23 protein-coding genes and 1 other RNA gene are annotated in these 23,074 nt (G+C 43.9%); 10 read left to right on the forward strand and 14 right to left on the reverse strand.

Going from position 1 to position 23,074, the window contains the following annotated elements; genetic code table 11:
* Positions 1-18: 18 nt before the first annotated feature.
* On the reverse strand, positions 19-1,230 hold the full coding sequence (locus KJ365_RS16365; protein WP_214452746.1) for an outer membrane beta-barrel protein: 1,212 nt from the start codon (positions 1,228-1,230) through the stop codon (positions 19-21).
* Positions 1,231-1,617: 387 nt separating this feature from the next.
* Between KJ365_RS16365 and KJ365_RS16370 the strand changes: the two genes are divergently transcribed.
* From KJ365_RS16370 to KJ365_RS16395, 6 genes are all read left to right on the forward strand, one after another.
* Positions 1,618-3,045 (forward strand): undecaprenyl-phosphate glucose phosphotransferase, encoded by a 1,428-nt coding sequence (locus tag KJ365_RS16370; protein WP_214452747.1) that lies wholly within the window; start codon positions 1,618-1,620, stop codon positions 3,043-3,045.
* A gap of 116 nt (positions 3,046-3,161) precedes the next feature.
* Complete coding sequence (locus KJ365_RS16375) at positions 3,162-4,064, forward strand: histone deacetylase family protein (RefSeq protein WP_214452748.1); 903 nt, start codon at positions 3,162-3,164, stop codon at positions 4,062-4,064.
* 90 nt (positions 4,065-4,154) lie between these two features.
* On the forward strand, positions 4,155-5,063 hold the full coding sequence (locus KJ365_RS16380; RefSeq protein WP_214452749.1) for a WYL domain-containing protein: 909 nt from the start codon (positions 4,155-4,157) through the stop codon (positions 5,061-5,063).
* 53 nt (positions 5,064-5,116) lie between these two features.
* Positions 5,117-5,509, forward strand: coding sequence for a TerB family tellurite resistance protein (locus tag KJ365_RS16385; RefSeq protein ID WP_214452750.1), 393 nt, complete (start codon positions 5,117-5,119; stop codon positions 5,507-5,509).
* Between the two features lie 84 nt (positions 5,510-5,593).
* Entirely contained in the window at positions 5,594-6,739 is a 1,146-nt protein-coding gene (locus tag KJ365_RS16390) for a sensor histidine kinase (protein WP_214452751.1), read from the forward strand.
* Positions 6,736-7,383, forward strand: a complete 648-nt coding sequence (locus tag KJ365_RS16395; RefSeq protein WP_214452752.1) for a response regulator — start codon at positions 6,736-6,738, stop codon at positions 7,381-7,383. The genes KJ365_RS16390 and KJ365_RS16395 overlap by 4 nt, the downstream gene beginning before the upstream one ends.
* 5 nt (positions 7,384-7,388) lie before the next feature.
* Here KJ365_RS16395 and KJ365_RS16400 read toward each other — a convergent pair whose 3' ends face one another.
* The 6 genes from KJ365_RS16400 to zapE form a co-directional block, all read right to left on the reverse strand.
* Positions 7,389-8,948, reverse strand: a complete 1,560-nt coding sequence (locus KJ365_RS16400; protein ID WP_214452753.1) for a GNAT family N-acetyltransferase — start codon at positions 8,946-8,948, stop codon at positions 7,389-7,391.
* A gap of 180 nt (positions 8,949-9,128) precedes the next feature.
* On the reverse strand, positions 9,129-10,214 hold the full coding sequence (locus KJ365_RS16405) for a DUF2855 family protein (RefSeq protein ID WP_214452754.1): 1,086 nt from the start codon (positions 10,212-10,214) through the stop codon (positions 9,129-9,131).
* A gap of 143 nt (positions 10,215-10,357) precedes the next feature.
* Entirely contained in the window at positions 10,358-11,221 is an 864-nt protein-coding gene (locus tag KJ365_RS16410; protein ID WP_214452755.1) for a crotonase/enoyl-CoA hydratase family protein, read from the reverse strand.
* A 223-nt stretch (positions 11,222-11,444) separates the two neighbouring features.
* Positions 11,445-11,821: RNase P RNA component class A (rnpB, locus tag KJ365_RS16415), an RNA gene on the reverse strand.
* A gap of 50 nt (positions 11,822-11,871) precedes the next feature.
* Positions 11,872-12,588 (reverse strand): YebC/PmpR family DNA-binding transcriptional regulator, encoded by a 717-nt coding sequence (locus KJ365_RS16420; protein WP_214452756.1) that lies wholly within the window; start codon positions 12,586-12,588, stop codon positions 11,872-11,874.
* A 125-nt stretch (positions 12,589-12,713) separates the two neighbouring features.
* Positions 12,714-13,811: a cell division protein ZapE gene (zapE, locus tag KJ365_RS16425; RefSeq protein ID WP_214452757.1), complete on the reverse strand. Its 1,098-nt coding sequence runs from the start codon at positions 13,809-13,811 to the stop codon at positions 12,714-12,716.
* 162 nt (positions 13,812-13,973) lie between these two features.
* On the opposite strand from zapE, the gene KJ365_RS16430 reads away from it, so the two are divergent.
* From KJ365_RS16430 to KJ365_RS16440, 3 genes are all read left to right on the forward strand, one after another.
* Complete coding sequence (locus KJ365_RS16430) at positions 13,974-14,417, forward strand: ZapG family protein (RefSeq protein WP_214452758.1); 444 nt, start codon at positions 13,974-13,976, stop codon at positions 14,415-14,417.
* 69 nt (positions 14,418-14,486) lie between these two features.
* Positions 14,487-15,845, forward strand: coding sequence for a DegQ family serine endoprotease (locus KJ365_RS16435; protein WP_214452759.1), 1,359 nt, complete (start codon positions 14,487-14,489; stop codon positions 15,843-15,845).
* Between the two features lie 146 nt (positions 15,846-15,991).
* Positions 15,992-17,077, forward strand: coding sequence for a trypsin-like peptidase domain-containing protein (locus KJ365_RS16440; protein WP_214452760.1), 1,086 nt, complete (start codon positions 15,992-15,994; stop codon positions 17,075-17,077).
* Between the two features lie 41 nt (positions 17,078-17,118).
* On the opposite strand, the gene murA is transcribed toward KJ365_RS16440, so the two are convergent.
* From murA to KJ365_RS16475, 7 genes are read right to left on the reverse strand one after another with little or no spacing between them, the layout of a single operon-like run.
* Entirely contained in the window at positions 17,119-18,378 is a 1,260-nt protein-coding gene (gene murA / locus KJ365_RS16445; protein WP_214452761.1) for a UDP-N-acetylglucosamine 1-carboxyvinyltransferase, read from the reverse strand.
* 21 nt (positions 18,379-18,399) lie between these two features.
* On the reverse strand, positions 18,400-18,648 hold the full coding sequence (locus KJ365_RS16450) for a BolA family protein (protein ID WP_214452762.1): 249 nt from the start codon (positions 18,646-18,648) through the stop codon (positions 18,400-18,402).
* Positions 18,638-18,970, reverse strand: coding sequence for an STAS domain-containing protein (locus KJ365_RS16455; protein ID WP_214452763.1), 333 nt, complete (start codon positions 18,968-18,970; stop codon positions 18,638-18,640). The genes KJ365_RS16450 and KJ365_RS16455 overlap by 11 nt, the downstream gene beginning before the upstream one ends.
* The gene (locus tag KJ365_RS16460) at positions 18,970-19,644 is read right to left on the reverse strand and encodes an MlaC/ttg2D family ABC transporter substrate-binding protein (protein WP_250884298.1); all 675 of its coding nucleotides are present in this window, start codon (positions 19,642-19,644) and stop codon (positions 18,970-18,972) included. Before KJ365_RS16460 ends, KJ365_RS16455 begins: the two co-directional genes overlap by 1 nt.
* Positions 19,645-19,662: 18 nt before the next feature.
* The gene (gene mlaD, locus KJ365_RS16465) at positions 19,663-20,187 is read right to left on the reverse strand and encodes an outer membrane lipid asymmetry maintenance protein MlaD (RefSeq protein ID WP_214452765.1); all 525 of its coding nucleotides are present in this window, start codon (positions 20,185-20,187) and stop codon (positions 19,663-19,665) included.
* 8 nt (positions 20,188-20,195) lie between these two features.
* Complete coding sequence (gene mlaE / locus KJ365_RS16470) at positions 20,196-20,972, reverse strand: lipid asymmetry maintenance ABC transporter permease subunit MlaE (protein ID WP_214452766.1); 777 nt, start codon at positions 20,970-20,972, stop codon at positions 20,196-20,198.
* Entirely contained in the window at positions 20,969-21,772 is an 804-nt protein-coding gene (locus KJ365_RS16475; protein WP_214452767.1) for an ATP-binding cassette domain-containing protein, read from the reverse strand. Before KJ365_RS16475 ends, mlaE begins: the two co-directional genes overlap by 4 nt.
* Before the next feature lie 343 nt (positions 21,773-22,115).
* Between KJ365_RS16475 and KJ365_RS16480 the strand changes: the two genes are divergently transcribed.
* Positions 22,116-23,072 carry a calcium/sodium antiporter gene (locus KJ365_RS16480; RefSeq protein ID WP_214452768.1) on the forward strand — a complete coding sequence of 319 codons (957 nt, stop codon included), beginning with the start codon at positions 22,116-22,118 and terminating at the stop codon, positions 23,070-23,072.
* Positions 23,073-23,074: the final 2 nt, after the last annotated feature.

Genomic DNA, 23,074 nt, shown 5'->3' on the forward strand with positions numbered 1-23,074 from the left:
CCTGTTCGAATTATCTGACTATAGCGTGATCAATGCGTTTAAGAACAACTGATTACGTCCATAGTTGATGCGGTTTCGATTACTATCACGCTCGTCATATATGTAAGCCAATTCGAAGTTTAGCCAACGCCTGAACTGATAATACGCCGTTGCTTGAAAGCGCTGGTAGTCATCTTCTCGAATCGCTAAATCATCAGCGATTTGCCCTTCGTATACATCGTTTGCCAAACTAAATCGCACCGATGTACGAAAACGCTCTAACCATTCATGGCGCCACTCGATAGAGTAATTTTCGCCACGGATGAAGTCTCCTTCTCCGTTGGTCTCATTCGAATCAGCACTAGTGGTGATTTCGACACTAGAATAAGCAACCGGTTCCCATAATACACCTAAGGTCCAATCAATCCCGCTGAAATCAGTGCGCTGTGAAGAGGTGAAATTTTTCTGCTCGTAGCCAATTTTAGCGAATCCTGAGGTTTTCGAAGTCGCTTCCCAATCTAAACCAACCAAGTAGGACAACTCTCGGCTATCTAGTGGATTGCCCTGTTCTAAGTCAAATTTATAAGAAATATTGGTATAGATTACATCAAATGTTGCATCCGTCGCCGGGCTGATGCGGTAGAAAAACGTGCCGCCAACGGTAGTAGAAACTCTGTCGCGAGCGCGATATACAGGAATATCGCGGTCGTAATTCAGTTCAGTGATATTGAAATTAAGGTCGAGTCTGCCGCTTGCATTGAATGCGCCATAGGAATACAAAAGATCAAAATCCGACTCTTTAAACTTATCTGTTTCCGTTAGTTGTTCGCCCAGACCAATTGAAAAGTTACTGCCTCGGCGGTCATGACCATCTTCAAAATTAAGGGAGGCGATTAAGCGGTTTCTTGAGTCAAATTCTACGTTGGATTGAGCAAATAAAAAATGGTCCGTCGCATCATCTGCGCTGGTGCTAAAAAAATCTTCATTTACAATTCTATATCCAAAAGTGACGTCACTCGCACCCAAGCTGCTGCTCATAGTGATTTGCGGGGCTATAATCCGAGACCAACTCTCAATAGCATTAATATCCGAGCGGATAACGTTATCATCATAGCGAAGAGCAAGGTCTACAACGGGAGTAACATCAAAGCTTCCAAATGGAAAGCTCGCAGAATCATCAAACTTCTGGGCATTTGCAGATAACGCAAAAAGCATTATCACCGCTGCGCTAGCCATTTTTATTGTTTTCATTAGCATCCCTGTATCGAGAAAGTTTGCGCGGTTTAACCGTTATTTCCACGCTTTAATGGTGGAATGGTTGAATACCACAACTTGAGTGTATTTATCGAATGTTTTACCTCAACGATTATACATGACAGAACACGTAATAAACAATTCTGATATCGCTTTGTACTGCCTCTTTTCGCTAAAAATCAATATTTTGGCCATATCCAAGCTCTTAAAATGGAACCGCTGCGTGAAAAGTAAAGCAAACCAGGCGCTTTTATACCTAACAGGGCATATAAAGACTTGCTTTCGCGCCCCAATTTAGTGAACATACGCGGTTCAAATACCATGTAACCATGCGCAGGTGAGCCCGTTCGAAGGAATGACGATCAGTTTTTATATTAAGCGAGTATGTCATTGAACAAACAACCAACACCCTCTAACAAACGTGGCGGGATTATACAGTCTAATAAGAGCAGCTTTTCGACGCTCTATCGCTTGGTTGATTTGGTTATCCTCACGCTCTTATATTTCAGCGTATTGTATTTTAAAGATATCGCCATTGAGCCTGCCAACACCATTTTGTTGCTCTTAGGTATTATCACATTCAACATTTGTGCCGAAGGTTTAGACGTTTACCGCTCTTGGAGAACGCAGTCTACTTCGGCTATGTTGAAAATGACTGTATTGGCTTGGACTGCCACTTGTTTAGTCATTATCGTTTGCGGATATTTTGTACCCAGCCTAATAAGTGTTAGTAATGAAAACGTCTTGCTGTGGTTCGGTATCGCTTATCCATCGCTTACAGCTTGGCGTATCATCTTCAGAAAAATCTTGTTTATTCAGCGCAAACGCGGCAGAAATAGTCGAACTGCAGCCATTATTGGGGCAACTTCCGCAGGCTACAATCTATCTCAGCAAATCATAGAGAATGATCAGCTTGGCATAAGACTTTTCGGTTTGTTTGATGATAGAGCTCTGGCACGTTTACCTCACGAGTTCCAAAATCAGGTAAGTGGTAACATTGATGACGCGCTGCAAGCCGCTAAAGAGGGCAAGGTAGACTACATTTATATCGCCATGCCGATGAGCGCTGAAACACGGATTATGGACATTCTCAACCAGTGTAGCGACACTACGTGTAGCGTTTATATTATTCCCAATTTCTTTATTTATAATCTGCTTAATTCACGCTGGCAGAGCGTGGGCTCGGTGCAGACCTTGAGCGTTTTTGACACACCTTTCCAAGGCGCGAGTAACGTACTCAAGCGCGCTGAAGATTTGGTGTTTGCAACCCTCATTTTAGCGATTGTCGTCATCCCTATGGCCTTTATTGCGCTGGGCATCAAGCTAACGTCACCGGGCCCTATTATATTTAAGCAAAAACGATATGGTTTAGACGGTAGAGAAATAAAAGTCTACAAGTTTAGAACGATGAACGTACTAGAAGACAATGAAGTAAAACAAGCCAAGAAAAACGACGAGCGCGTTACCGGTTTTGGTGCCTTTTTAAGACGCACGTCTCTAGATGAGTTGCCACAGTTTTTCAACGTGTTACAAGGCAGAATGTCTATAGTAGGCCCACGGCCACATGCTGTGGCGCATAATGAAGAATATCGCAAACTAATCGAAGGTTACATGCTTCGCCATAAAGTAAAGCCTGGCATCACGGGGTGGGCGCAGATAAATGGATTTAGAGGCGAAACCGAAACCATCAATAAAATGGTGGAGCGTGTTGAATACGATTTAGATTATATTCATCGCTGGTCGGTTTGGTTAGACGTAAAAATCATTGTAGTAACGGCTTTTAAAGGCTTTTTTGGAAAAAATGCCTACTAGTTTGATAAAAAATTTACTGTGCGATACGCGAGCAATTTGCACCCGAGTTAATCCATAACCACACTGCCTTAGTAAAAATCGGATGCCTTTTATGCTTATCGCCTTGTGACCTTTATATGACTGCTGTTCCATTAGTATTTCATCCCATCTATAGTCAACTGTCACTACCAGTGCGTCACCGCTTTCCAATTGAAAAATATCAGGGAATTAAAGACCGTTTGCTGTCACTAGGTGTAGGTGAGGCACAATTTAGCGAACCGTCTCCGCTCAACACTTTGCAGTTGAAATCCGTATATGATCCTGAATATATAGAACAGTTAACCACCGGCACACTTGACCCAAAAGCCATGAGACGAATAGGCTTTCCCTGGTCGCAACAACTAATTGAGCGCACATTAACAGCGGCGGCAGGCACGGTTCTTTGCGGAGAGCTTGCATTACAACATGGTCGAGCGCTTAATCTGACCGGCGGATATCATCATGCGTTCGCTAACTTTGGTTCGGGCTTCTGCATGGTGAATGACCTCTACTTAACGGCTCTACGTATGCTGCAAGAACCGCATATTGACCGTGTGCTGATTTTTGATTGTGATGTACACCAAGGTGATGGTACCGCGAAATTAGCGGCGAATAATGCGAGCATTTATACCGTCTCCATCCATGGCGAAAAAAACTTCCCATATCGAAAGCAGGTTTCGGATCTCGATTTTGGCTTGGCTAAAGGGACTGGGGACGATGAATATCTAAGCACGGTGGAACAAGCGTTGTCGATGGCACTTACCTACTCTCAAGCTGATGCGGTCATTTATGACGCCGGCGTTGATATTCACGTAGATGATGACTTGGGCCATTTAGACATTTCCACAGAAGGCGTTTACACGCGAGACAAAATGGTTTTTGATGCCTGCGATGAACATGGGTTACCTGTGGCCGCGGTCATTGGCGGTGGCTATCAACGAGATATTGACGCGCTGGTTGATGTGCATATCCAGTTATTTAAAGCTGCGGGCGCATATTAACGCCACCTTAATAGATGCCATCAAATTGATTGCGTACTGATTATTTATCCAGTACAATTCAGGGCAATATTAATCTAGGTATGAAGCACCATGACTCTTGCTGCAACCCATTCTCTTATCGAGCAGAAACTTGCTGAGGTCTCTCTATCACAGCGAGAGCGCCTCGCTTTTATTGACTTTAACCTGCAGTTTTTTGGGAATATAGCGCGCAATGACCTGATCGCGCGGTTTAAAACTGGGCTTGCAGCAAGCACCAGAGACTTTGCCGCTTATCGAGAGTTAGCAGAGCATAACTTGGCACTCGACCATTCTACGAAACAGTATTATCGCACGCAGCATTTCAAGCCTTTATTCGATTTTTCAGCCGACACCATTTTACAATCCGTTAGCAAAGGATTCAGCGACGGCATCACCAGCGATGTGCAGCCTTCCGAGCACTGCTTTGAAGCGGTGCAATTGATACATCCAGAAGTTGAAATCATTGCCACGCTAATGCGAGCGATTCATAATCAACAAGCGTGTATTGTTAAGTATGTATCTATTACTTCCGGCGAGAGCCAGCGCCGTTTAGTGCCACACGCTATTATTAATAATGGTCACCGTTGGCATGTTCGTGGTTTTGATGGAAAATCTAAATCCTTCCGCGACTTTGTATGCACACGCTTTACTGCGGTTGATGAGTTAGGAGCGCCAAGCGAAAAGCATGAACTTGCAAATGCAGACAAACAGTTCAATACTTTTGTAGAGTTGGTGTTGGTACCTCATCCAAGCATTAAAAACCCGCGGGCCATTGAAATGGACTATGCCATGCGCAATGGCACCAAGACTATGCGTGTTAGGGCTGCACTAGCGGCTTATGTGCTAAGGCAGTGGCAAGTGGATTGCTCATCGGATGCGCGGATTTCAAACCAAGGGTGTCAACTCGCCCTCAGCAATACGCAAGTTCTTGAAATTATTGAGAACCCACAATTAGCCCCTGGGTTTCGTACAAAAAACTGAACCTCAAGCATGGAATATAGTCTTACACACCCATCATCCACAAAGGTATTCGCATGACGACACCAGATGAGCAACCTCTTAACCATCGCCAACTATTTAATGAAGCCCTCGTAAGAATGTCGGTTTTGCTGTATCAGATTGATGGCAAAGTGACATTAACCGAGCAAGACTACTTTGAAGAGCTGACCGAACAACTCGAGTGGACGAGCGGCACAGTGTTACCCGCGTTTATCAGTCAGGTGATTCATGAAGCAAGAGTGGCAATAGATCAAAATGCCGCACGCGAATACTTGCGCGACCTAGGTAATGACTTAAATATCGACCCAGCCAAAGCGTTTGAAGTTGCCATGGAAATTACCGCAGCAGACGGTAAACGAAGTGACGAAGAGTTAGAGTTGCTCTCTTTATTATCGAACCGAGTACTTGCAAAAGGGTTGGTAGCATAGTCAGTTAAACGTGACTTTTTACCTATATGCCCAACGCCTCTTTATTGCTAATCTAGCATTCTGTTGTTTAATTTGGATGCTAGGTTGCGTAAATTTTTATCCCAAAACATTTTTAGGCTAGATAAAGCCTCAGGCATCGTGACATGGCTGGTTGTCTCAACGCTGTGCGTCGTTATTATGCACAACAACGACTTCCCTCTTAGTCAGATTGCTTTAGCAATAGTACTTTATCTAAGCTACATAACCGTTTGGCTTATCATCGTTAATGAAAACACCATCGAAGGCGCGCAAGGCTGGCGCGTTGGGTTAATTGCGTTCGCGTTTTGCATAGTTGTCGGGATTTATTTTGTAGTCCCCCTATCCTTCAACAGCATTTTGATGGGTATACTTAGTGGCGGCCTGCCTTACTTTCTCACTATTCGATTAGCACTTGTCGTTGGTTCGCTGTTGTCTGTTCCACTATTTTTAATCTTCCAATACTACTGGGGACATGAGCAAACCTATATTAGTGCGTTACTCTTTTGGACCTTTAACATGTTTGCAATCATCATGGTAAATACGGCAAAAAAAGAGACCGAAGCCAGAGAGCAAGCGCAAGAAGTAAGCCGCCGTCTGATAAGTACTCAAGCGCTTTTAAATGAAGCCAACAAACAAAGTGAGAGAGTGCGTATCGCGCGTAACATCCACGACCTATTGGGCCATCACCTTACAGCTTTGACTATTAATTTGCAGGTTGCAGGCATCAAATCTGAAGGTGAGGTGAAACAAAACATTGAGCAATGTCATAAACTTGCAAAGCTCCTGCTAAGCGACGTGCGAGAAGCGGTAAGTGAAATTCGTGACAAAGGCCAAGTAGATTTAAAAAAAGCCCTGTCGGAGATTACTGAGCAAATCCCACATATTAACTTTAAACTGGATGTGGGCGAGCATCTTGAAGTCGATAGCATTGATATGGCAGATGCATTAATTAAATGCGTTCAAGAATCCATTACCAATACCCTTAAACATGCAAAAGGGCATCAAATGGAAGTGACGTTGCATCAGCATGAGAACGAATTGAAAATGCAAATCAAGAATGACGGTAATATCCCGCAGGTATTGCGCATCGGAAACGGTTTAAAAGGGATGCAGGAACGTATTGAGGCGTTAATGGGCCGCGTAGCATTTGCATTAAATACCACCCATTTTGTGACTACCGTCACCATTCCTCTTGCAAAGGTGACGCCTTGATAAAAGTCTTTCTTGTAGATGATCAAACCCTCGTTCGAGAAGGCATAAAAAGCCTATTATCGCTCTCTGACAAAGTCCGCGTAGTAGGGGAAGCGGCTAATGGTAGAGACGCTGTCGACGCCATAAGCGCGTCATCCAACGACGTCGATGTGGTGCTTATGGACATACGAATGCCCATCTTAGACGGCATTGATGCTTTACGTGAACTGGTGAGCGCAGAGATTCAAATCCCTATCATTATGCTTACCACCTTTGATGATCATGAGTCAGTTATGCGAGCAATCAAAGCAGGCGCAAAGGGATATTTACTCAAAGATGTATCCCTAGACACATTAGTCGAAAGTATTGAGGCGGTGAATGCTGGTAATACCCTTATTCAGCCAGCGATTACTGAGCGACTCATTGAAGGCTTACGAGGCAAAACGTCGGATTTTGATGCTGCTGATTATCCTGAAGCACTCAGCAAACGCGAGACCGAAATACTACGCTTGATGGCGGCAGGCTGTTCAAACAAAGAGATGGCACAAAGCCTATTTCGTTCAGAAGGGACGATAAAAAACCAAGTATCTAGCATTTTAGCCAAGCTCGGTGTGCGAGACCGCACCCGAGCAGTATTAAAGGCAATCGAACAAGGATTAATATAGGGAGATTACTTCTCCCCAATCCACTGAACGCGGTATAGATCTCGTCTTTTATCCAAGTAGTTTCTTACCGAGCCCTCGTTTTGCAGCTTTTCTAGTTTATCTAAATCTAAATCGACAATGAGCATCATTTCGGTGTTAGGAGTTGTCTCCGAGACAATCGCATCATGCGGGAAAGCAAAGTCAGACGGAGAGAATACAGCGGTTTGGCCATATTGAATATCCACATTATCTACTTTCGGTAAGTTACCCACACTGCCAGCAATAGCCACGTAACACTCATTTTCAATAGCGCGTGCCTGGGCGCATCTGCGCACGCGTAAATAGCCGTTTTTAGTGTCGGTCCAAAAAGGTACGCATAGGATCTGGATTTCTTCTTCAGACAACAGACGCGATAGTTCAGGAAACTCAACATCGTAACAAATGAGAATACCAATTTTGCCAAAGTCGGTATCAAATGCAGTCAGCTTGTCTCCACCTTTCATTAACCAGCCATTCTTCTCATATGGTGTAGGATGAAGCTTGTATTGACTGTCGATGCGACCATCACGATGACAAAGGTAGGCGACGTTGTATAAATCGTTCTCTTCGACAACAGGCAAAGAACCCGCAATAATATTAATGTTGTAACTGATTGCCAGCTCAGAAATCGCGCTTAAAATTTCAGACGTATATTCGGCCAGATGCCATATGGCATCAATGGGCGCTTCAGACTCACTTAAGCCCATTAACGGGGCGTTAAAAAACTCCGGTAATACCGCTAAGTCGCACTTATAGTCTGACAGCGCATCTACAAAATATTCAACCTGCTGGAGCATATCGTCAACACTGTCGAAGTAGCGCATTTGCCATTGCACCAAGCCAATTCGAGCGCTTGAAAATTTACTGTGAAGGAGTGATGGCTTTTCTGCATCATAATACATATTGTGCCATTGCAACAAAGTAGCAAAGCCCATAGACGGGTTGTCTTCAGGCAAATACGCCTTAAGTACCTGTTTCACCTCAAAGCCATTGTTCATTTGAAATGACAAAGTAGGATCGTGAATCTCTTTATCTTTAACCTGCTCGATGTATTCAAACGGGGTCATCTTGTCGGCATACTTCGAGTAGTTAGGGATCCTGCCACCGGCCATAATGCTCTTTAAATTCAAATTGCGACAAAGCTCTTTGCGTGCTTCGTATAGTCGCCGCCCTAATCGCAAACCTCGGTATTCGGGGTCGACAAAAAAATCAACGCCGTATAAGACATCCCCTTTAGGATCGTGTGTGGTTAAATACGCATCACCAGTGATTTCTTCGTAGGTATGTTTATCACCAAACTTTTCATAATCAACAATGACTGAAAAGGCAGCGGCAACAATACGTCCCTTATCTTCAATACAGATTTGTCCATCTGCAAAGGTATTAATTTGAGCTTGATAACGTTTTTTTGAAAATGCGCCACCGATGTTTCGATATACAACATCCATCAAGGATTTTATCCCTTCAAAATCAGCTAAAGTTAAATGGCGTAGCTCGAGGTGGTATTCTTGCTCGCTCGCTGGATTTGGGGCTTTGGGGTCGCTCACGGATATCTCCTGAATATGAAGCGGACAATCACAATTGATTGTTAGAATATCGCGTAAAATAGGTGCATTTGACGTATTTAGCAATACCGTGTGAAAAATAAACTTTTAGCGGGAGTAAATAGCCAAAAGCCACTTTAATAATGAAGTGGCTTTTGTAAAAAACACCCTTTTAGGCAGCCGTTAAAAGCGCATAATGTTGAGCGCTTTTGTATCAGCCGTTCCATTGAGTGTTTGCAAATATAACCCTACAATCTCATCCGTACCATTAACATCTACCTCATGCATGGTATCTTTGAGCGCAAGCGCCACATGTGCCCATGCTTTTGCGTAACGCGTTAAAAACTCACCCTGCCCCCATTCTTGATTTAGAGATTTCACTAACGAGGGTGCAAAAAAGATTTCTGCTTGAAGCGCTTTCTTACTGGGCTTTTGCTCAGCCTTCCAATCGGTAGCACCAATCAGTGTGACTTTGGTGAGGTTGTCACCAATCGCGGCTTTCACACTATCAATTACGGCACCGTTGGCAGCAAAATCGAGCAACCACGCACTGTGATTTGGCAACGAATCGACCTCATCATAACAAAGTACTTTGTCATAACACCCTAGTGACTCTACCAGAGCCTTGTTTGAAGCGGAGGTAAGACCGATGACTTCATAATTTGCATTGCGTTTTTGTTTATTTGCCTGTAACAAAAAGGCTGTTCCAAAAGCCGTTTTGCTAGACGCACTGGTCAGTATTAATGAGTCATGAGATAGATGCTGACCAACAAACTCGTCCAATACAAAAGAGGTCATAAATAAGGGGCGGAAATTTAGCTGCCAAGACTCACGCGCTGGGTTATAACCAGGGTCTTTGTCACAATAAATATAGTTATCGTACACGGGACTAATACTCTTGCGCTGAGGGTGGCCATCAGAGAAGCCAAAAGGATTGAGTTTATGCGCCCGAACAAGCACATGTGAAGCCATTGGTAGATAACCAAAGACTTTTTGCCCTACCTGAATATCGGGGTGATTGGAGTGAGATACCTTCGCAAAGCCCCAAACCGGAACTATGCCATAGCCCTCATCAGCTGGGAAAAATCCCCAGTATCCCATGCCGTGCCCCAATGCCGCATAGGTAATATTATTCGCAGAGAACCCAAAGGATTCGGTAGCCAGTATCACCTCCCCCTCTTTAAGAGAGTTTTCATCAATCTCAATATGCTTGAGCTTGGTAGATGCAAGATCATCTTGTTTGACTTGTATCTGAGTTACCGTTGTCATAGAAGCTCCTGTAAAACATTCACACCATAAACTTTGGCGTATTCCGGCATGTATTGCGACTTATCTCTAGCTATAGATAACTATTAAAGTCACTAAGATATACTGCAACTATAAGCTATCAGTAATATACGCCTCTTTCGCTTTTATTTTTTCTCGTTGATTGGCTTTAGGGGTTCAAATATAGGCAGCCTGCGACTTTTTTGTGCCTCCATCGCTTCAAATACATCAGGCATTTGTAACATTCCTGCTTGCCATGTGGCCATATAATCCAAACTGTCGGAAACACTGTGGTCTCTAGTGTAGTTAATCATTTGCTTGCATCCTGTCACGGCCATTGGGGAGTTTATGGCAATGTTGCGTGCTATTTTCATAACAGCATCAAGCATTGCTTCCTGACTAGGGTAAATTTGATTTACAAAACCTTGAGCAAGAGCTTCGTGTGCGCTCCAGTTGCGACCTGTATATGCAAGCTCTCTTATTAGTCCTTGCGGAATCAAATGCGGTAAGCGCTGCAAGGTACCTACATCAGCTGTCATGCCAATCTGCGTTTCTTTGATGGTAAAGAAAGTATCTTCTGTGCAATATCTGCAGTCAGCAGCGCAGACCATATCTACCGCACCACCAATTGCACCGCCATGAATGGCCACTAAAACGGGCATTCGCGCTTCTTCTAAGGCATTAAATGCATCTTGTAATGCAAGAATCGAACGGCGCATGTTTTCAGCTCGTCGAGCAGGTTCGCCCTTAAAATCCTCTGCCATGTTTGTGAACACCGACAAATCCATTCCTGCACTAAAGTGCTTTCCAGTGCTGCTGATCACAATTACGCGCACATCACCTCGTGCATCTAATGCTCGCACTAATGAAGGAAGCTCAGTCCAAAAGGCAGGTATCATCGAATTCAGTTGCTCAGGTCGAGATAAGGTAATGTGCGCGATGTGCTCATTTACCTCGCAAGTGAAACAAGAGGGTTCGTTGCTACTTTGGATTGTTTTTTCTACATTCATCGTTTATCTCGCTAAAACACAATGTGTACATATTAGGTTGAATTGACGTCATGTGGAAGAGAGTATTAAACACTGATGCATTCGTGAATACTTCAACAAACAAAGAAGAAGAAATTACGAGTGTAAATCTATTAGGAGATTGAGGCAGTTGGAGCTTGTTTTAAAACAAACTCATCGCCTCACTGTGATATGAATTGAGTGATTTCATATATGTGTGGAAGTAAAAAAGAGTCAGCCGATAAGCCGGGTTCTGTATTCTTTTTGCAAAGAATGACAATCATTCCTCTAGGCCAATAATCGCTCATTGGCTCAAGCAACCTACCCGTCCCCAACGCGGGTCGCGCCGTTCGGGGACCTATTTGGTCTTGCTCCGAGTGGAGTTTACCTCGCCGTTTACTGTTACCAGAAACGCGGTGCGCTCTTACCGCACCCTTTCACCCTTACCAGCTTAACAAGTAAGCTGGCGGTCTTCTCTCTGCTGCACTTGTCGTCGGCTCACGCCGCCCAGACGTTATCTGGCACCCTACCCTATGGAGCCCGGACTTTCCTCCCCCCTACTTTACCGAAATAAAGCAGAGCAGCGACTGTCTGGCTGACTCTCAGGCGCAGTATAAAGCATTTGCCTGAGAATGCGACTAAAGCGTTAAAGTTTACGCGTTTGCGTTGTGATAGACATTTTGCACATCATCACAGTCATTTAGCATGTCCATGAACTTTTCAAACATGGGCATATCATCTTCACTGATATCTTTGCTCTCTTGAGGTAACCAAGTGATTTCCTCAACATCAAACTCGATGCCATCAAACCTTTCTTGTAATGAGGTTTTCGCTTTGAAGAACTCAGTATGCGGCACTAATACCGTTACCTGACCGTCTTCGACTTCCACGTCATGGACGTCTACATCATCCTCCATAAGCGCCTCTAAGATAACTTCGTCATCATCCCCAGCAAAGGTGAACACCGCCAAGTGATCAAACATAAACGCGGCGGAGTTTTGTGCGCCTAACTTACTGTCGGTCTTAGTGAAGCAGTTACGAACGTCGGTGATGGTGCGATTCACATTGTCGGTCAAACAATCAACAATGACCATGCACCCACCGGGTCCAAAGCCCTCGTAGCGAGCCGGCGCAAAATCTTCGCCTCCACCACCAGCGGCTTTGTCGATGGCTTTGTCAATTACGTGGGCGGGAACTTGGTCTTTTTTTGCTTTTTCAATCAAGCGTTTTAAGGATAAGTTCGCAACCGGATCGGTGCCGCCATTTTTTGCAACGACGTATATTTCTTTACCATACTTTGAGTAAACTTTGGTTTTTGCCGTCGCGGTTTTTGCCATCGCGACCTTTCTTACTTCAAACTTTCTTCCCATAAGGCTCTCATTATTATTTTAGTGTGTTGCTAAGTTATCGGTCCGTAGGTCAAGCGCCCGCAGACAAACATCAATAGTATAATTGTACTTTAATTTACGACTTTTTAAACCGCGAGAATCTCTAGCTATGCAAGATGCGCCTGGGCTAAATAGCTGCGCGACTGCATTTCTTGTAGACGACTCAGACAACGCTGAAACTCGAAACTCAAGCGCCCTTGGTTATATAGCTTTTCTAAGGGTACTTCGGATGACATTATCAACTTTACTTTGCGTTCATAAAACTCATCTACCATCGCAATGAATCTGCGTGCAATATCATCCATGCTCGCATTCATCTGCTCAACGTTTGCTAAAAGTACCGTATTGTACTCTCGACTAATTTCAATGTAATCACTTTGACTACGTGGCCCGTCACACAGCGCTCTAAATTCAAACATAATCACACTTTCAGCCTTTCTTTTAGCCGGAATGTTACGACCTTCTATTTCTACCATGGTATTATCAACGCCTTTTTCTGCTGCTAATTGATCGAAATATAAGTTTAGATTGCGCTGTGCGTCATCATCTAATGGGTAGTGATAAATTTCTGCCTTTTCAAGGGTGCGTAGACGATAGTCATTGCCGCTATCGACATTTATTACACGCGTATTTTCATTAATTAATTCAATAGCAGGAAGAAAACGAGCTCGTTGTAAGCCATTTTTGTACAGTTCATCAGGTACAATGTTCGATGTGGCCACCAGCACGACGCCTTGGGAAAAAAGCTGTTCCATCAAAGTACCTAAAATCATTGCATCGGTAATATCAGAAACAAAAAACTCATCAAAGCATATGATGCGAGTCTCACTGGCAATTTTCTTTGCAATAATTTTAAGGGGGTCGGATTTACCGCCGAGTAATTTGAGCTCTTTGTGCACTCGCTGCATGAACCGATGAAAATGCACGCGCATCTTATCTTCAAAAGGCAGGCAATCATAAAAAGTATCTACCAAGTATGTTTTACCGCGGCCAACACCTCCGTAAAAATAAATACCTTGTACACCAGGCTTCACCATAGCCTTACCAAACTTCGCTGCTAGCTTGACTCGCCATGCCTTTTTCTTTTTCGGTTGCGTTAACTCATCAAAGAGTCTTTGTAGCTCTTTGACCGCGTTTTCTTGCGCGCTATCATATTGGAATTCTATGAGCGTTAGGTCTTCTTGATACTTTTCCCACGGTGTCATAACACTACTTTTACCTTTGAAAAATCCGAATAAATGCAAAATCACGCGGGATTATACAAGGCTCTTACAATTTTTGCTGTGGATTTTGTTGAATAAACACTTGCATGACGTCGTTGAATGTTCAATGATTTATCTAAATCTTTGCCAGACGCAGGAATAGTAATGGAAATAGTAAGCGTGATCTTCGGGGTTGTTGTTGGCGTCGTTATAGGCGTTGCCGTAGCATGGCAATGGGCAAACATAAAGGCGAAGCAAAAGGGTGCTGATTTAGTGCGCTCCGAGCAAGAGCTAAAGACAATTTTAGCCCAACAAGCACATCATCATATTGAATCAAGTAAAGAGTCTATAGATGCAATTCGCCTGCGTTTAGAGCAGCTCACAAACAATCTGCAAACGTATGAAGCATCACTCAGTATTGCCAATGAGGAAACCGATAAAGCAAGTTTCTTTGGCGAGCATGCGCGGATGTATTTGCGTAATCATACGCCAGTATCAAGTTCGTCGGATTCTGCGAATCAAGGCGACGCTCCACCAAGAGATTTTGCGAATAATGGATCTGGCTTGTTTGTTGGCAACATCTCTAACCAAAAATCTGCAAATAAATAACTTGTAATATGAACTATTGCCCCTAAATTTGAGTCTGTAGGTTACTTAAATTTAGGAGTAATAAGTTTGATGAAGCAATTGATACGCCAAAGCCTTGTTGGCTTGACAGCGGCCCTGATGGTCGTTGGCATTTCTACGTCCGCAACTGCCGGCATTCCATTTTTTTCAGACGATGAGCTACCTTCTTTAGCACCAATGCTAGAAGAAACAACGCCCGCTATTGTTAGTATTTCCGTTGAAGGTACACAAACATCCCGTCAACAAGTACCTGAAATGTTCCGGTATTTCTTTGGCACCCCACAACAAAGTCCCCAAGAACGTCCTTTTAGAGGCTTGGGCTCAGGTGTCATTATTGATGCCGAGCAGGGTTATGTGGTTACCAACAATCACGTGGTTGCCAACGCCGACAAAATTCTCGTCAAGCTTACCGATGGCAGAGAATTTGAAGCTGAAAAGCTTGGCGCAGATGCACAAAGTGATATTGCGCTTTTAAAAATTGACCCAGAAAATCTCCAAGATGTAACCTTAGCTGACTCTGATGCCTTAAGAGTCGGAGACTTCGTGGTAGCCATTGGTAACCCATTTGGACTGAGTCAAACGGTAACCTCCGGCATCGTCAGTGCCCTTGGAAGATCTGGCTTAAATATTGGTGGTTATGAAGATTACATTCAAACTGACGCTGCTATTAACCGGGGCAATTCTGGAGGAGCTTTAGTTAATTTAAGAGGCGAGCTAGTGGGTATTAACACGGCTATTTTCGGTCCTAACGGCGGTAACGTCGGGATTGGTTTTGCCATTCCTAGCAATATGATGAAAAGCTTAGTTGACCAAATCGTCGAGTTTGGTGAAGTGCGCCGCGGTCTGCTGGGTATTTTAGGTGAAGATGTTGATGCAGGTCTTGCTGAAGCCTTAAATTCTCCTGCAAACAAAGGTGCTTTCGTTAATGAAGTGCAAGAAGGTTCAGCGGCTAACAAGGCTGGCATTCAATCAGGTGACATCATTACGGCCATCAATGGTAATGAACTCAATAGCTTTAACGAGCTACGCGCTAAAATAGCAAGTCTAGGTGCAGGCGCGAAGGTTACCTTGACGATTATTCGTAATGGTGAGCGACAAGACATCAATGTCGTGTTAGATGCCGCTGAAGCACTTATGGCAGAAGCGAAAGACATGCATCCAGCACTGGAGGGTGCAAGTTTTGCCACAGGCGTCGATAGAAACAACAATGCAGCGGTGCAAGTCACCGACGTGGCTGATGGCTCACCGGCCGCTCGCATAGGCCTTCGTGAGAACGACGTCATAGTGGGTGTTAACCGCCAGCGCATTAACAGCATCACGGCGTTGAGTGAGACCATAGAAGAGGCAAACGGCATCATTGCGCTAAACGTGCAACGTGGCGGCAGCAATCTGTACGTTATTATCCGCTAACAATTCTTTGTAAATACATTAAAACCTCTCAAAGCTTGCGCTTTGAGAGGTTTTTTATGTTAACTTCTAGAAAAAATAGTTTTGAGCAATGACATCTTTGATGAATTTGCTATGATCTATAGCTTGAAATTTAATTCTAGGAACGAATGTCGTTATTTAGCCGTGTACTCATCGCTCTACTAAAGCCTATCATGCTCGGCGTGGTGGTAGCTGCGCTATTGCTATTGTTCTTTCCTGAATTTAGACAAGGCGAAGGCCTCAACCTCAATCTTTTCAAGACAAGCGAAAATATTCCGCCGCGAGTCAGTTACTACAGTGCGTTAGAGCGAAGTGCGCCAGCCGTAGTCAACATTTATAGCATCAGCCTTGATAATGGAAATCGGCTATTTCGAAATCGTCTTAATGAAAGAACGTCGCTAGGTTCTGGTGTCATTATGACTGAAGACGGGTATTTATTAACCTGTTACCACGTTATACAGAATGCCGACAGCATATACGTTGCCCTGCAAGACAGTCGATTACTGCAAGCACAACTCGTTGGTTTTGACGAAATAACAGATTTAGCCGTACTTAGAGTTTTTGCCGAAGATTTGCATGTGATCCCACAGATGGAATCACCTGATTTGCGTGTTGGCGATGTGGTAATGGCGGTAGGCAACCCATTTGATTTAGGACAAACCATCACCTCGGGCGTGGTCAGTCGTACTGGGCAGAATGGTTTTGCCAACTTCTTTGACTTTATTCAGACTGATGCGGTACTCAATCAAGGTAATTCTGGCGGTGCGCTCGTTGATAGCAACGGTTATTTGATGGGAATTACCAACGCCAATTTTAAAACCTTGGATAATCGCCGTAGAGTCACATCTGTTGATGGCGTTAACTTTGCTGTGCCGTATACGCTAGCGCGACGTGTGATGGATGAAATTATCTTAAATGGCAAGGTCACTCGGGGTCAGCTTGGTTTCTCAGGTTCAGAATTACGCAGTAGCCAAGGAATAGTAGTTGATTCGGTGAGCAGAAATGGCCCAGCAGCCACCGCAGGATTGCAAGTAAACGATATCGTATTATCGATTAACGGTATACAGGTAGAAAGCGCAGCTAAAACGCTAGATATGATTGCTGAGACCGAGCCTGGCTCTGAGATTGTGTTAACGGTGAGTAGAGACGATCGCATGATCACCATGACGGTAATCGTTGGCGAGCTTATCCCACAAATGGTCGTGCGCAGTTAGCCATTCACTAACGGCGCCCTCTTAACAAATCAAATTTCCTGTTACGAAACCCGCTCGATGTTTGCGCCTAAATTTCTCAATTTGTGTTCAATTTGTTCGTAGCCACGATCTAAGTGATAAATTCTATTTACCGTAGTTTCACCCTCTGCCACTAGCCCTGCAATTACAAGGCTTGCCGATGCTCGTAAATCAGTGGCCATGACTTGAGCACCTCGTAATTCACTATCTCCTGGCGTCAGTGCGCTGTTTCCTTCTAGATCAATATCAGCGCCCATTCTTTGCAGTTCTGGAACATGCATGAAGCGATTTTCAAAAATCGTTTCTGTAATGACACCAGAGCCTTGCGCCAATACATTTAGTGTCACAAACTGCGCTTGCATATCAGTAGGGAAGCCAGGATGGGGCATCGTTTTTAGAGATACTGCTTTTGCTTGTTTGCCGTGCATATCAAGCTCAATCCAATCATCACCGGTTTTAATTTCTGCGCCGGCTTGTTCGAGCTTGCTGATGACCGCATCTAGTGTGTCTGGCGCGGCGTTTTCACACCGAATACTTCCGCGCGTAATGGCAGCTGCAACCAAAAATGTGCCAGTTTCAATTCGGTCTGGTAGTACGCTGTAATGGCAGCCATGAAGCTTTTCTACCCCAACAATAGTGACCTTGTCTGTCCCCGCACCCTGCACTTTCGCACCCATGGCATTTAAGCAATTGGCTAAATCCACAATTTCTGGCTCACGCGCAGCGTTTTCAATGATCGTCGTGCCTTCGGCGAGAGCAGCGGCCATCATCAAGTTTTCAGTTGCCCCTACGCTTACCATGTCCATGAAGATGCGTGCACCAGTCAGGCGACCGCTTACAGACGCTCTTATATATCCTTCTTCTACATCAATTTTAGCGCCCATCTTTTCTAAACCAGACAAGTGCAGATTCACAGGACGTGCGCCAATTGCGCAACCGCCTGGCAGAGATACATTGGCTCGTCCATGTTTAGCAAGCAAAGGACCGAGCACCAAAATAGAGGCCCGCATCGTTCTAACTAATTCATAAGACGCCGTTACGCTTTCAAGTTGGCTCGCATCGATTTCAACCGTATCGCTATTAGTTTGGTTTGTCGTTGCACCTAAGTCTTTTAGCAACAACAACGTAGTGTTGATGTCTCTTAGGTTAGGCACATTCGTAAATGTGCAGGCTGAGTCCGCTAACAGACTGGAAATTAGAACAGGAAGTGCCGCGTTCTTTGCGCCAGATATACGAACAGAGCCCTTTAATGCAGGGCTCTTTTTAATGACCAGTTTGTCCACAGGTAACCTTAATGGGTTGTATTAGTTGAAAAGTTTTTCTCTTTGCCACTGTGCTGTTGAGAAGGTTTTTATTGATACCGCATGAATGGTACCATCTGAAATCTTTTCAGATAAGGGGGCATAAATCATTTGTTGCCTTTTTACACGCGAGATAGAGTCAAACATATCATCAATTGCAATCACTTGATAATGTGTCCCTTCACTTTTTACGATCACTTCTTGCGCGTTTATCGCATCTTTTACTAATGCCGCGACTTCTTCATTGGTCATGAGCTTTCTCTTTTGGACTTAATAATTCATCTGCATTACTGAGTTTTGCTAGGTCGAGTAACTTCTGAGGTATATTGCAAACACTGATTTTTTCATTTTCTAGTGGGATATCACGTATTGCATTGAGCAGCCATGCTAAACCTGAGGTATCAGCATGCTCAATCTTATTAAGATCGATCTCAACCCTTAATGCCCCAGCGATACTTTTCTTTTGCTGGGCATCGCAACCATCCCAAAAATTTTTGGTTAATGTGGTTCTATTGAGTTCACCCACTACATCCACGTGAACCTCTTGGTCCACCGTTTTAATGACTACTTTCATTATTGAGCAGCAGTCTGGCTGTCGTTGTTCAATTGGATCGGCTGATTGATACTTGCGCGCATTTGCTTGATCACTTCCTGAATGCCGTCTTTACGAAGAATGCTTTCGAACTCGCTTTGCTTACTAGATAACAAACTAATTCCTTCAGCAATCATATCATATGCTTCCCATTCTCCGCTGCGACGGTCCTTTCTGACTTTAAACGCCACTTTTATATCTGGGCGTACGTCATCTTTGATGACCGCTCGAACCGTCACATCATTGCGGTCTGTAAAGTCTCTTTCGGGCTCAAACTCCACTATTTGGTTATCGTAATATCCCATAGCGACTGCGTAGCTTGTAATAAGATACTGTCTGAACACGGTAATGAATTCTAATAAATCTTTCTTATCAGCACCGCGAGAATACTTACCTAGCACTTTATATGCTGAAAAACGATAATCAATGTAGGGCATTAACTCCTCTTCCATGATTAACCGCAGGACTTCAGGGTCTTGGGAAATAAGTTGTTGTTGCGCTTTGATTCTATCAAAGGTCTTTGAAGCAACATTTTGCACCATATCATAAGGGTCTTCTTTACTGACGAGCTGCGCTGCTTCTTGAGCATTCACCGTCGCACTAGTGAGCACAAATAAAGTGATCATCCCTACATATTTAACAAGGGTATTTTTCATTGTTGAATGCCTCATCATTTATTCCTCACCTTGATTGAATAAAAATTGTCCAATTAAGTCCTCGAGCACTAGAGCAGACTTGGTATCGAGTACTTCTTCACCGTCCGTTAAATAAGGACAATCAAGCAGCGTATCGGTCTCACATACTTTATCTTCCTCAATCATGACAAGATCTTCTGGGAATATAAAACCCGGTTGTAAGCCAATAAACTGCTCGCCTAACAAACCAGAAGTTAAGATTGATAAACTACTGGTATCAGGGAACGTCAGTCCATATTCCTCTGATATCTCAAGTTCGACCATCGGAATCAATTCTTGTTCATCTAAATATATTCTTGATACTCGACCAACTACCACACCACCGACTTTCACTGACGAGCGTGGTTTTAAGCCACCAATATTGTCAAAGCGCGCAGTCAGTTTGTATACCTCCCCACTGCCCGCCATCCCCTGATTAGCAACCTGTAACGCGAGTAACAACGCTGCTGCTATGGCTAAGGCTACAAACAAGCCGACTAAAAGTTCTGTACGTTTGTTGATCATTCTTTTTCCTAACTGATGCCAAACATTAAAGCGGTTAATATGAAATCAAGACCCAAAATTGATAATGATGAGAACACGACCGTCTCGGTGGTCGCCTTACTAATACCTTCAGACGTTGGAATACATGAGTAGCCTTTATAAAGCGCTATCCATACAACAACCAACGCAAATACGATGCTTTTGATAACGCCATTAACAACGTCCTTTTCCCACTCGACTGTAGCTTGCATGATTGACCAATAGCTGCCGGCATCAACGCCAAGCCAATCGACCCCTACAAGGTGGCCACCCAATATGCCAATAGCGGAAAAGATAAGGGCTAACATGGGCATGCTTATCACACCAGCCCAAAACCTTGGAGAAATAACTCGTCTAAGAGGGTCTACCGCCATCATCTCTAGCGAACTCAGCTGCTCGGTAGCTTTCATTAGTCCGATTTCAGCGGTAAGTGCACTGCCTGCTCGACCCGCAAATAGTAAAGCGGTAACGACTGGCCCGAGCTCCCTTAGGATGGATAAAGCAACCATAGGACCTAAACTTCCTTCAGCGCCATAGTTAACCAGTATCGTATATCCCTGAAGGGCCATTACCATCCCGATGAAAAGACCAGACACCATGATAATTAATAGGGATTGCACCCCCACCACGTACATTTGCTGAATAGTAAGGCGAACATTTTTCCAGATAGGAAAGGCAAACAACGCGCCAAACAACATGATGCTCGAAGCACCCACTGCGGTGACTTTGTTTATTGTGCTTCGGCCGAGATTTTGAAGAAAATTCACTTGGCTGTCCCTAAAAAGCTATCCGCAATGTTTTGCGCTGGAAAATGAAATGGGACCGGGCCATCTGCGGTGCCTTGTAAAAACTGCTGTACCAGCTCCGAGTCTGACTGCTTAATTTCTGCTGGGGTACCTTGTCCAATAATGCGTTTGTTCGCCAATATATATACATAATCAGCAATACTTAGAACCTCAGTTACATCATGGGTGACGACGATGGATGTGAGATTTAGTGCTTTGCTCAGTGCTTTTATGAGCTTTACTAACACCCCCATTGAGATTGGGTCTTGGCCAGCGAAAGGCTCATCGTACATGATAAGCTCTGGGTCTAGCGCAATCGCTCTCGCTAGGGCTGCTCTGCGTGCCATGCCGCCGGATAATTCACTTGGCTGAAGCTCAGCTGCTCCGCGCAAACCTACCGCTTCTAATTTTAATAACACTATCGTGCGAATAATATCTTCGTCTAGCTCGGTATGCTCGCGTAGCGGAAAAGCGACATTGTCGTACACCGACATATTGGTAAACAACGCGCCGCTTTGAAACAACATGCTCATCTTTCTGCGCAACTCATAGAGTTTGGTACGTGAAATCGTATGAACATTGGTTCCCTGAAATAGCACGCTACCGCTGCTAGGGGTTAATTGGGCGCCAATCAGTTTTAACAGGGTCGTTTTGCCAATACCACTAGGACCCATTATAGCAGTAAGTTTACCCGTCTCGACATTCAGCGATATATCTTCATATATCACTCTGTCTCCGCGACTAAACTGCATATTTTCAATTTGTATAATGGGTTTTGACATTTGTTTCTTATTTATTTATCACGTTCTAAAGACGCAACAACTCCTGATTAAGTTCCGTTAAATACAAAGACTACACTGCTATTGATCATTAATTTTGCTTCATGCAAATGAGATTTGCGCACTTAAACCCTAACCTTTTATGCATAATTTTAGCCAAATTTGGAGGCGTAAAAATATCATGAGCGGGATATCGTATTATTTTAACTTTTTTCAAGCCGTAATGCTGAATAAAAACGTAAGAAATAATGTATTTTATAGTTATAGCTTATTTCTGATGAAATTCATTATGATTGAGGCACGCAATTTGAGACAATATGAACGTTATTAATAGAAGAAGAACCTCGTGGTAATAAACTTAGTCATTTTTATAATCGGTCTCGTGGCGCTTAGCTGGAGTGCGGATCGCTTTGTTTATGGCGCATCTGCTTTAGCAAAAAACATAGGCGTATCGCCTATGATGATTGGATTGACCATTGTTGCGATGGGCTCTTCTGCCCCCGAAATTGTCGTTTCAGCAACTGCCTCGTTTGACGGCAACCCTGATACGGCCGTGGGTAACGCAATTGGTTCAAACATCACCAACATTGCCTTGGTACTTGGCATAACGGCTTTAATCAAGCCTTTAATTGTATCCTCTACAACACTTAAACGAGAGTTACCAGTACTGTTGCTGATTACGCTTTTAGCTGTGTATTTCATTGATGATAGCTTTTTGTCACGTGTAGAAGGCATCGTGCTAATCACGCTTTTTGTTCTCGTCATTGCCGGAATGGCACTGTTATCGTTTAAAGTAGACAAAAACGATCCGCTCATTGCTGAAACTGAAACCGAGTTGCCCGATGGGGTAGCCACGTCTACTGCCGTTTTTTGGGTAATCGCGGGCCTAATCATGTTGCCTTTAAGCGCGCATTTTCTTGTTGAGTCTGCGGTGAAAATTGCCGTCGACCTAGGTATCAGCGAATTGGTCATTGGACTTACCATTATCGCGATTGGTACAAGCTTACCTGAACTTGCAGCAAGTATCGCAGGTGTAATGAAGGGCGAAGACGATTTAGCCTTAGGTAATATTATTGGCTCTAACATATTTAACTTACTAGCAGTGCTAGCCATGCCCGGTCTTATTGCGCCAGGGATGATAGATATTAATGCCGCTGGGCGAGACTCTCTGGTCATGCTAGGCCTAACAGTGTTATTGTTTGTGTTCTGCTTTAATCTTAGCGGCTCAAGAAATATCTCCCGAATAGAAGGGGGTATCTTTGTCGCGATATTCTTGGCCTATCAGGTAGTAATTTTTACATAGTT

Source organism: Glaciecola sp. XM2, from assembly GCF_018595715.1.
GTDB lineage: Bacteria > Pseudomonadota > Gammaproteobacteria > Enterobacterales > Alteromonadaceae > Glaciecola.

What these genes read in the sequence shown, in the direction of transcription:
- KJ365_RS16365 (WP_214452746.1), bottom strand. Translation starts at nt 1,230, where the DNA reads ATGAAAACAATAAAAATGGCTAGCGCAGCGGTGATAATGCTTTTTGCG.
- KJ365_RS16370 (WP_214452747.1), top strand. Translation starts at nt 1,618, where the DNA reads ATGTCATTGAACAAACAACCAACACCCTCTAACAAACGTGGCGGGATT.
- KJ365_RS16375 (WP_214452748.1), top strand. Translation starts at nt 3,162, where the DNA reads ATGACTGCTGTTCCATTAGTATTTCATCCCATCTATAGTCAACTGTCA.
- KJ365_RS16380 (WP_214452749.1), top strand. Translation starts at nt 4,155, where the DNA reads ATGACTCTTGCTGCAACCCATTCTCTTATCGAGCAGAAACTTGCTGAG.
- KJ365_RS16385 (WP_214452750.1), top strand. Translation starts at nt 5,117, where the DNA reads ATGACGACACCAGATGAGCAACCTCTTAACCATCGCCAACTATTTAAT.
- KJ365_RS16405 (WP_214452754.1), bottom strand. Translation starts at nt 10,214, where the DNA reads ATGACAACGGTAACTCAGATACAAGTCAAACAAGATGATCTTGCATCT.
- KJ365_RS16410 (WP_214452755.1), bottom strand. Translation starts at nt 11,221, where the DNA reads ATGAATGTAGAAAAAACAATCCAAAGTAGCAACGAACCCTCTTGTTTC.
- KJ365_RS16420 (WP_214452756.1), bottom strand. Translation starts at nt 12,588, where the DNA reads ATGGGAAGAAAGTTTGAAGTAAGAAAGGTCGCGATGGCAAAAACCGCG.
- zapE (WP_214452757.1), bottom strand. Translation starts at nt 13,811, where the DNA reads ATGACACCGTGGGAAAAGTATCAAGAAGACCTAACGCTCATAGAATTC.
- KJ365_RS16430 (WP_214452758.1), top strand. Translation starts at nt 13,974, where the DNA reads ATGGAAATAGTAAGCGTGATCTTCGGGGTTGTTGTTGGCGTCGTTATA.
- KJ365_RS16435 (WP_214452759.1), top strand. Translation starts at nt 14,487, where the DNA reads ATGAAGCAATTGATACGCCAAAGCCTTGTTGGCTTGACAGCGGCCCTG.
- KJ365_RS16440 (WP_214452760.1), top strand. Translation starts at nt 15,992, where the DNA reads ATGTCGTTATTTAGCCGTGTACTCATCGCTCTACTAAAGCCTATCATG.
- KJ365_RS16450 (WP_214452762.1), bottom strand. Translation starts at nt 18,648, where the DNA reads ATGACCAATGAAGAAGTCGCGGCATTAGTAAAAGATGCGATAAACGCG.
- KJ365_RS16455 (WP_214452763.1), bottom strand. Translation starts at nt 18,970, where the DNA reads ATGAAAGTAGTCATTAAAACGGTGGACCAAGAGGTTCACGTGGATGTA.
- KJ365_RS16460 (WP_250884298.1), bottom strand. Translation starts at nt 19,644, where the DNA reads ATGAAAAATACCCTTGTTAAATATGTAGGGATGATCACTTTATTTGTG.
- mlaD (WP_214452765.1), bottom strand. Translation starts at nt 20,187, where the DNA reads ATGATCAACAAACGTACAGAACTTTTAGTCGGCTTGTTTGTAGCCTTA.
- KJ365_RS16475 (WP_214452767.1), bottom strand. Translation starts at nt 21,772, where the DNA reads ATGTCAAAACCCATTATACAAATTGAAAATATGCAGTTTAGTCGCGGA.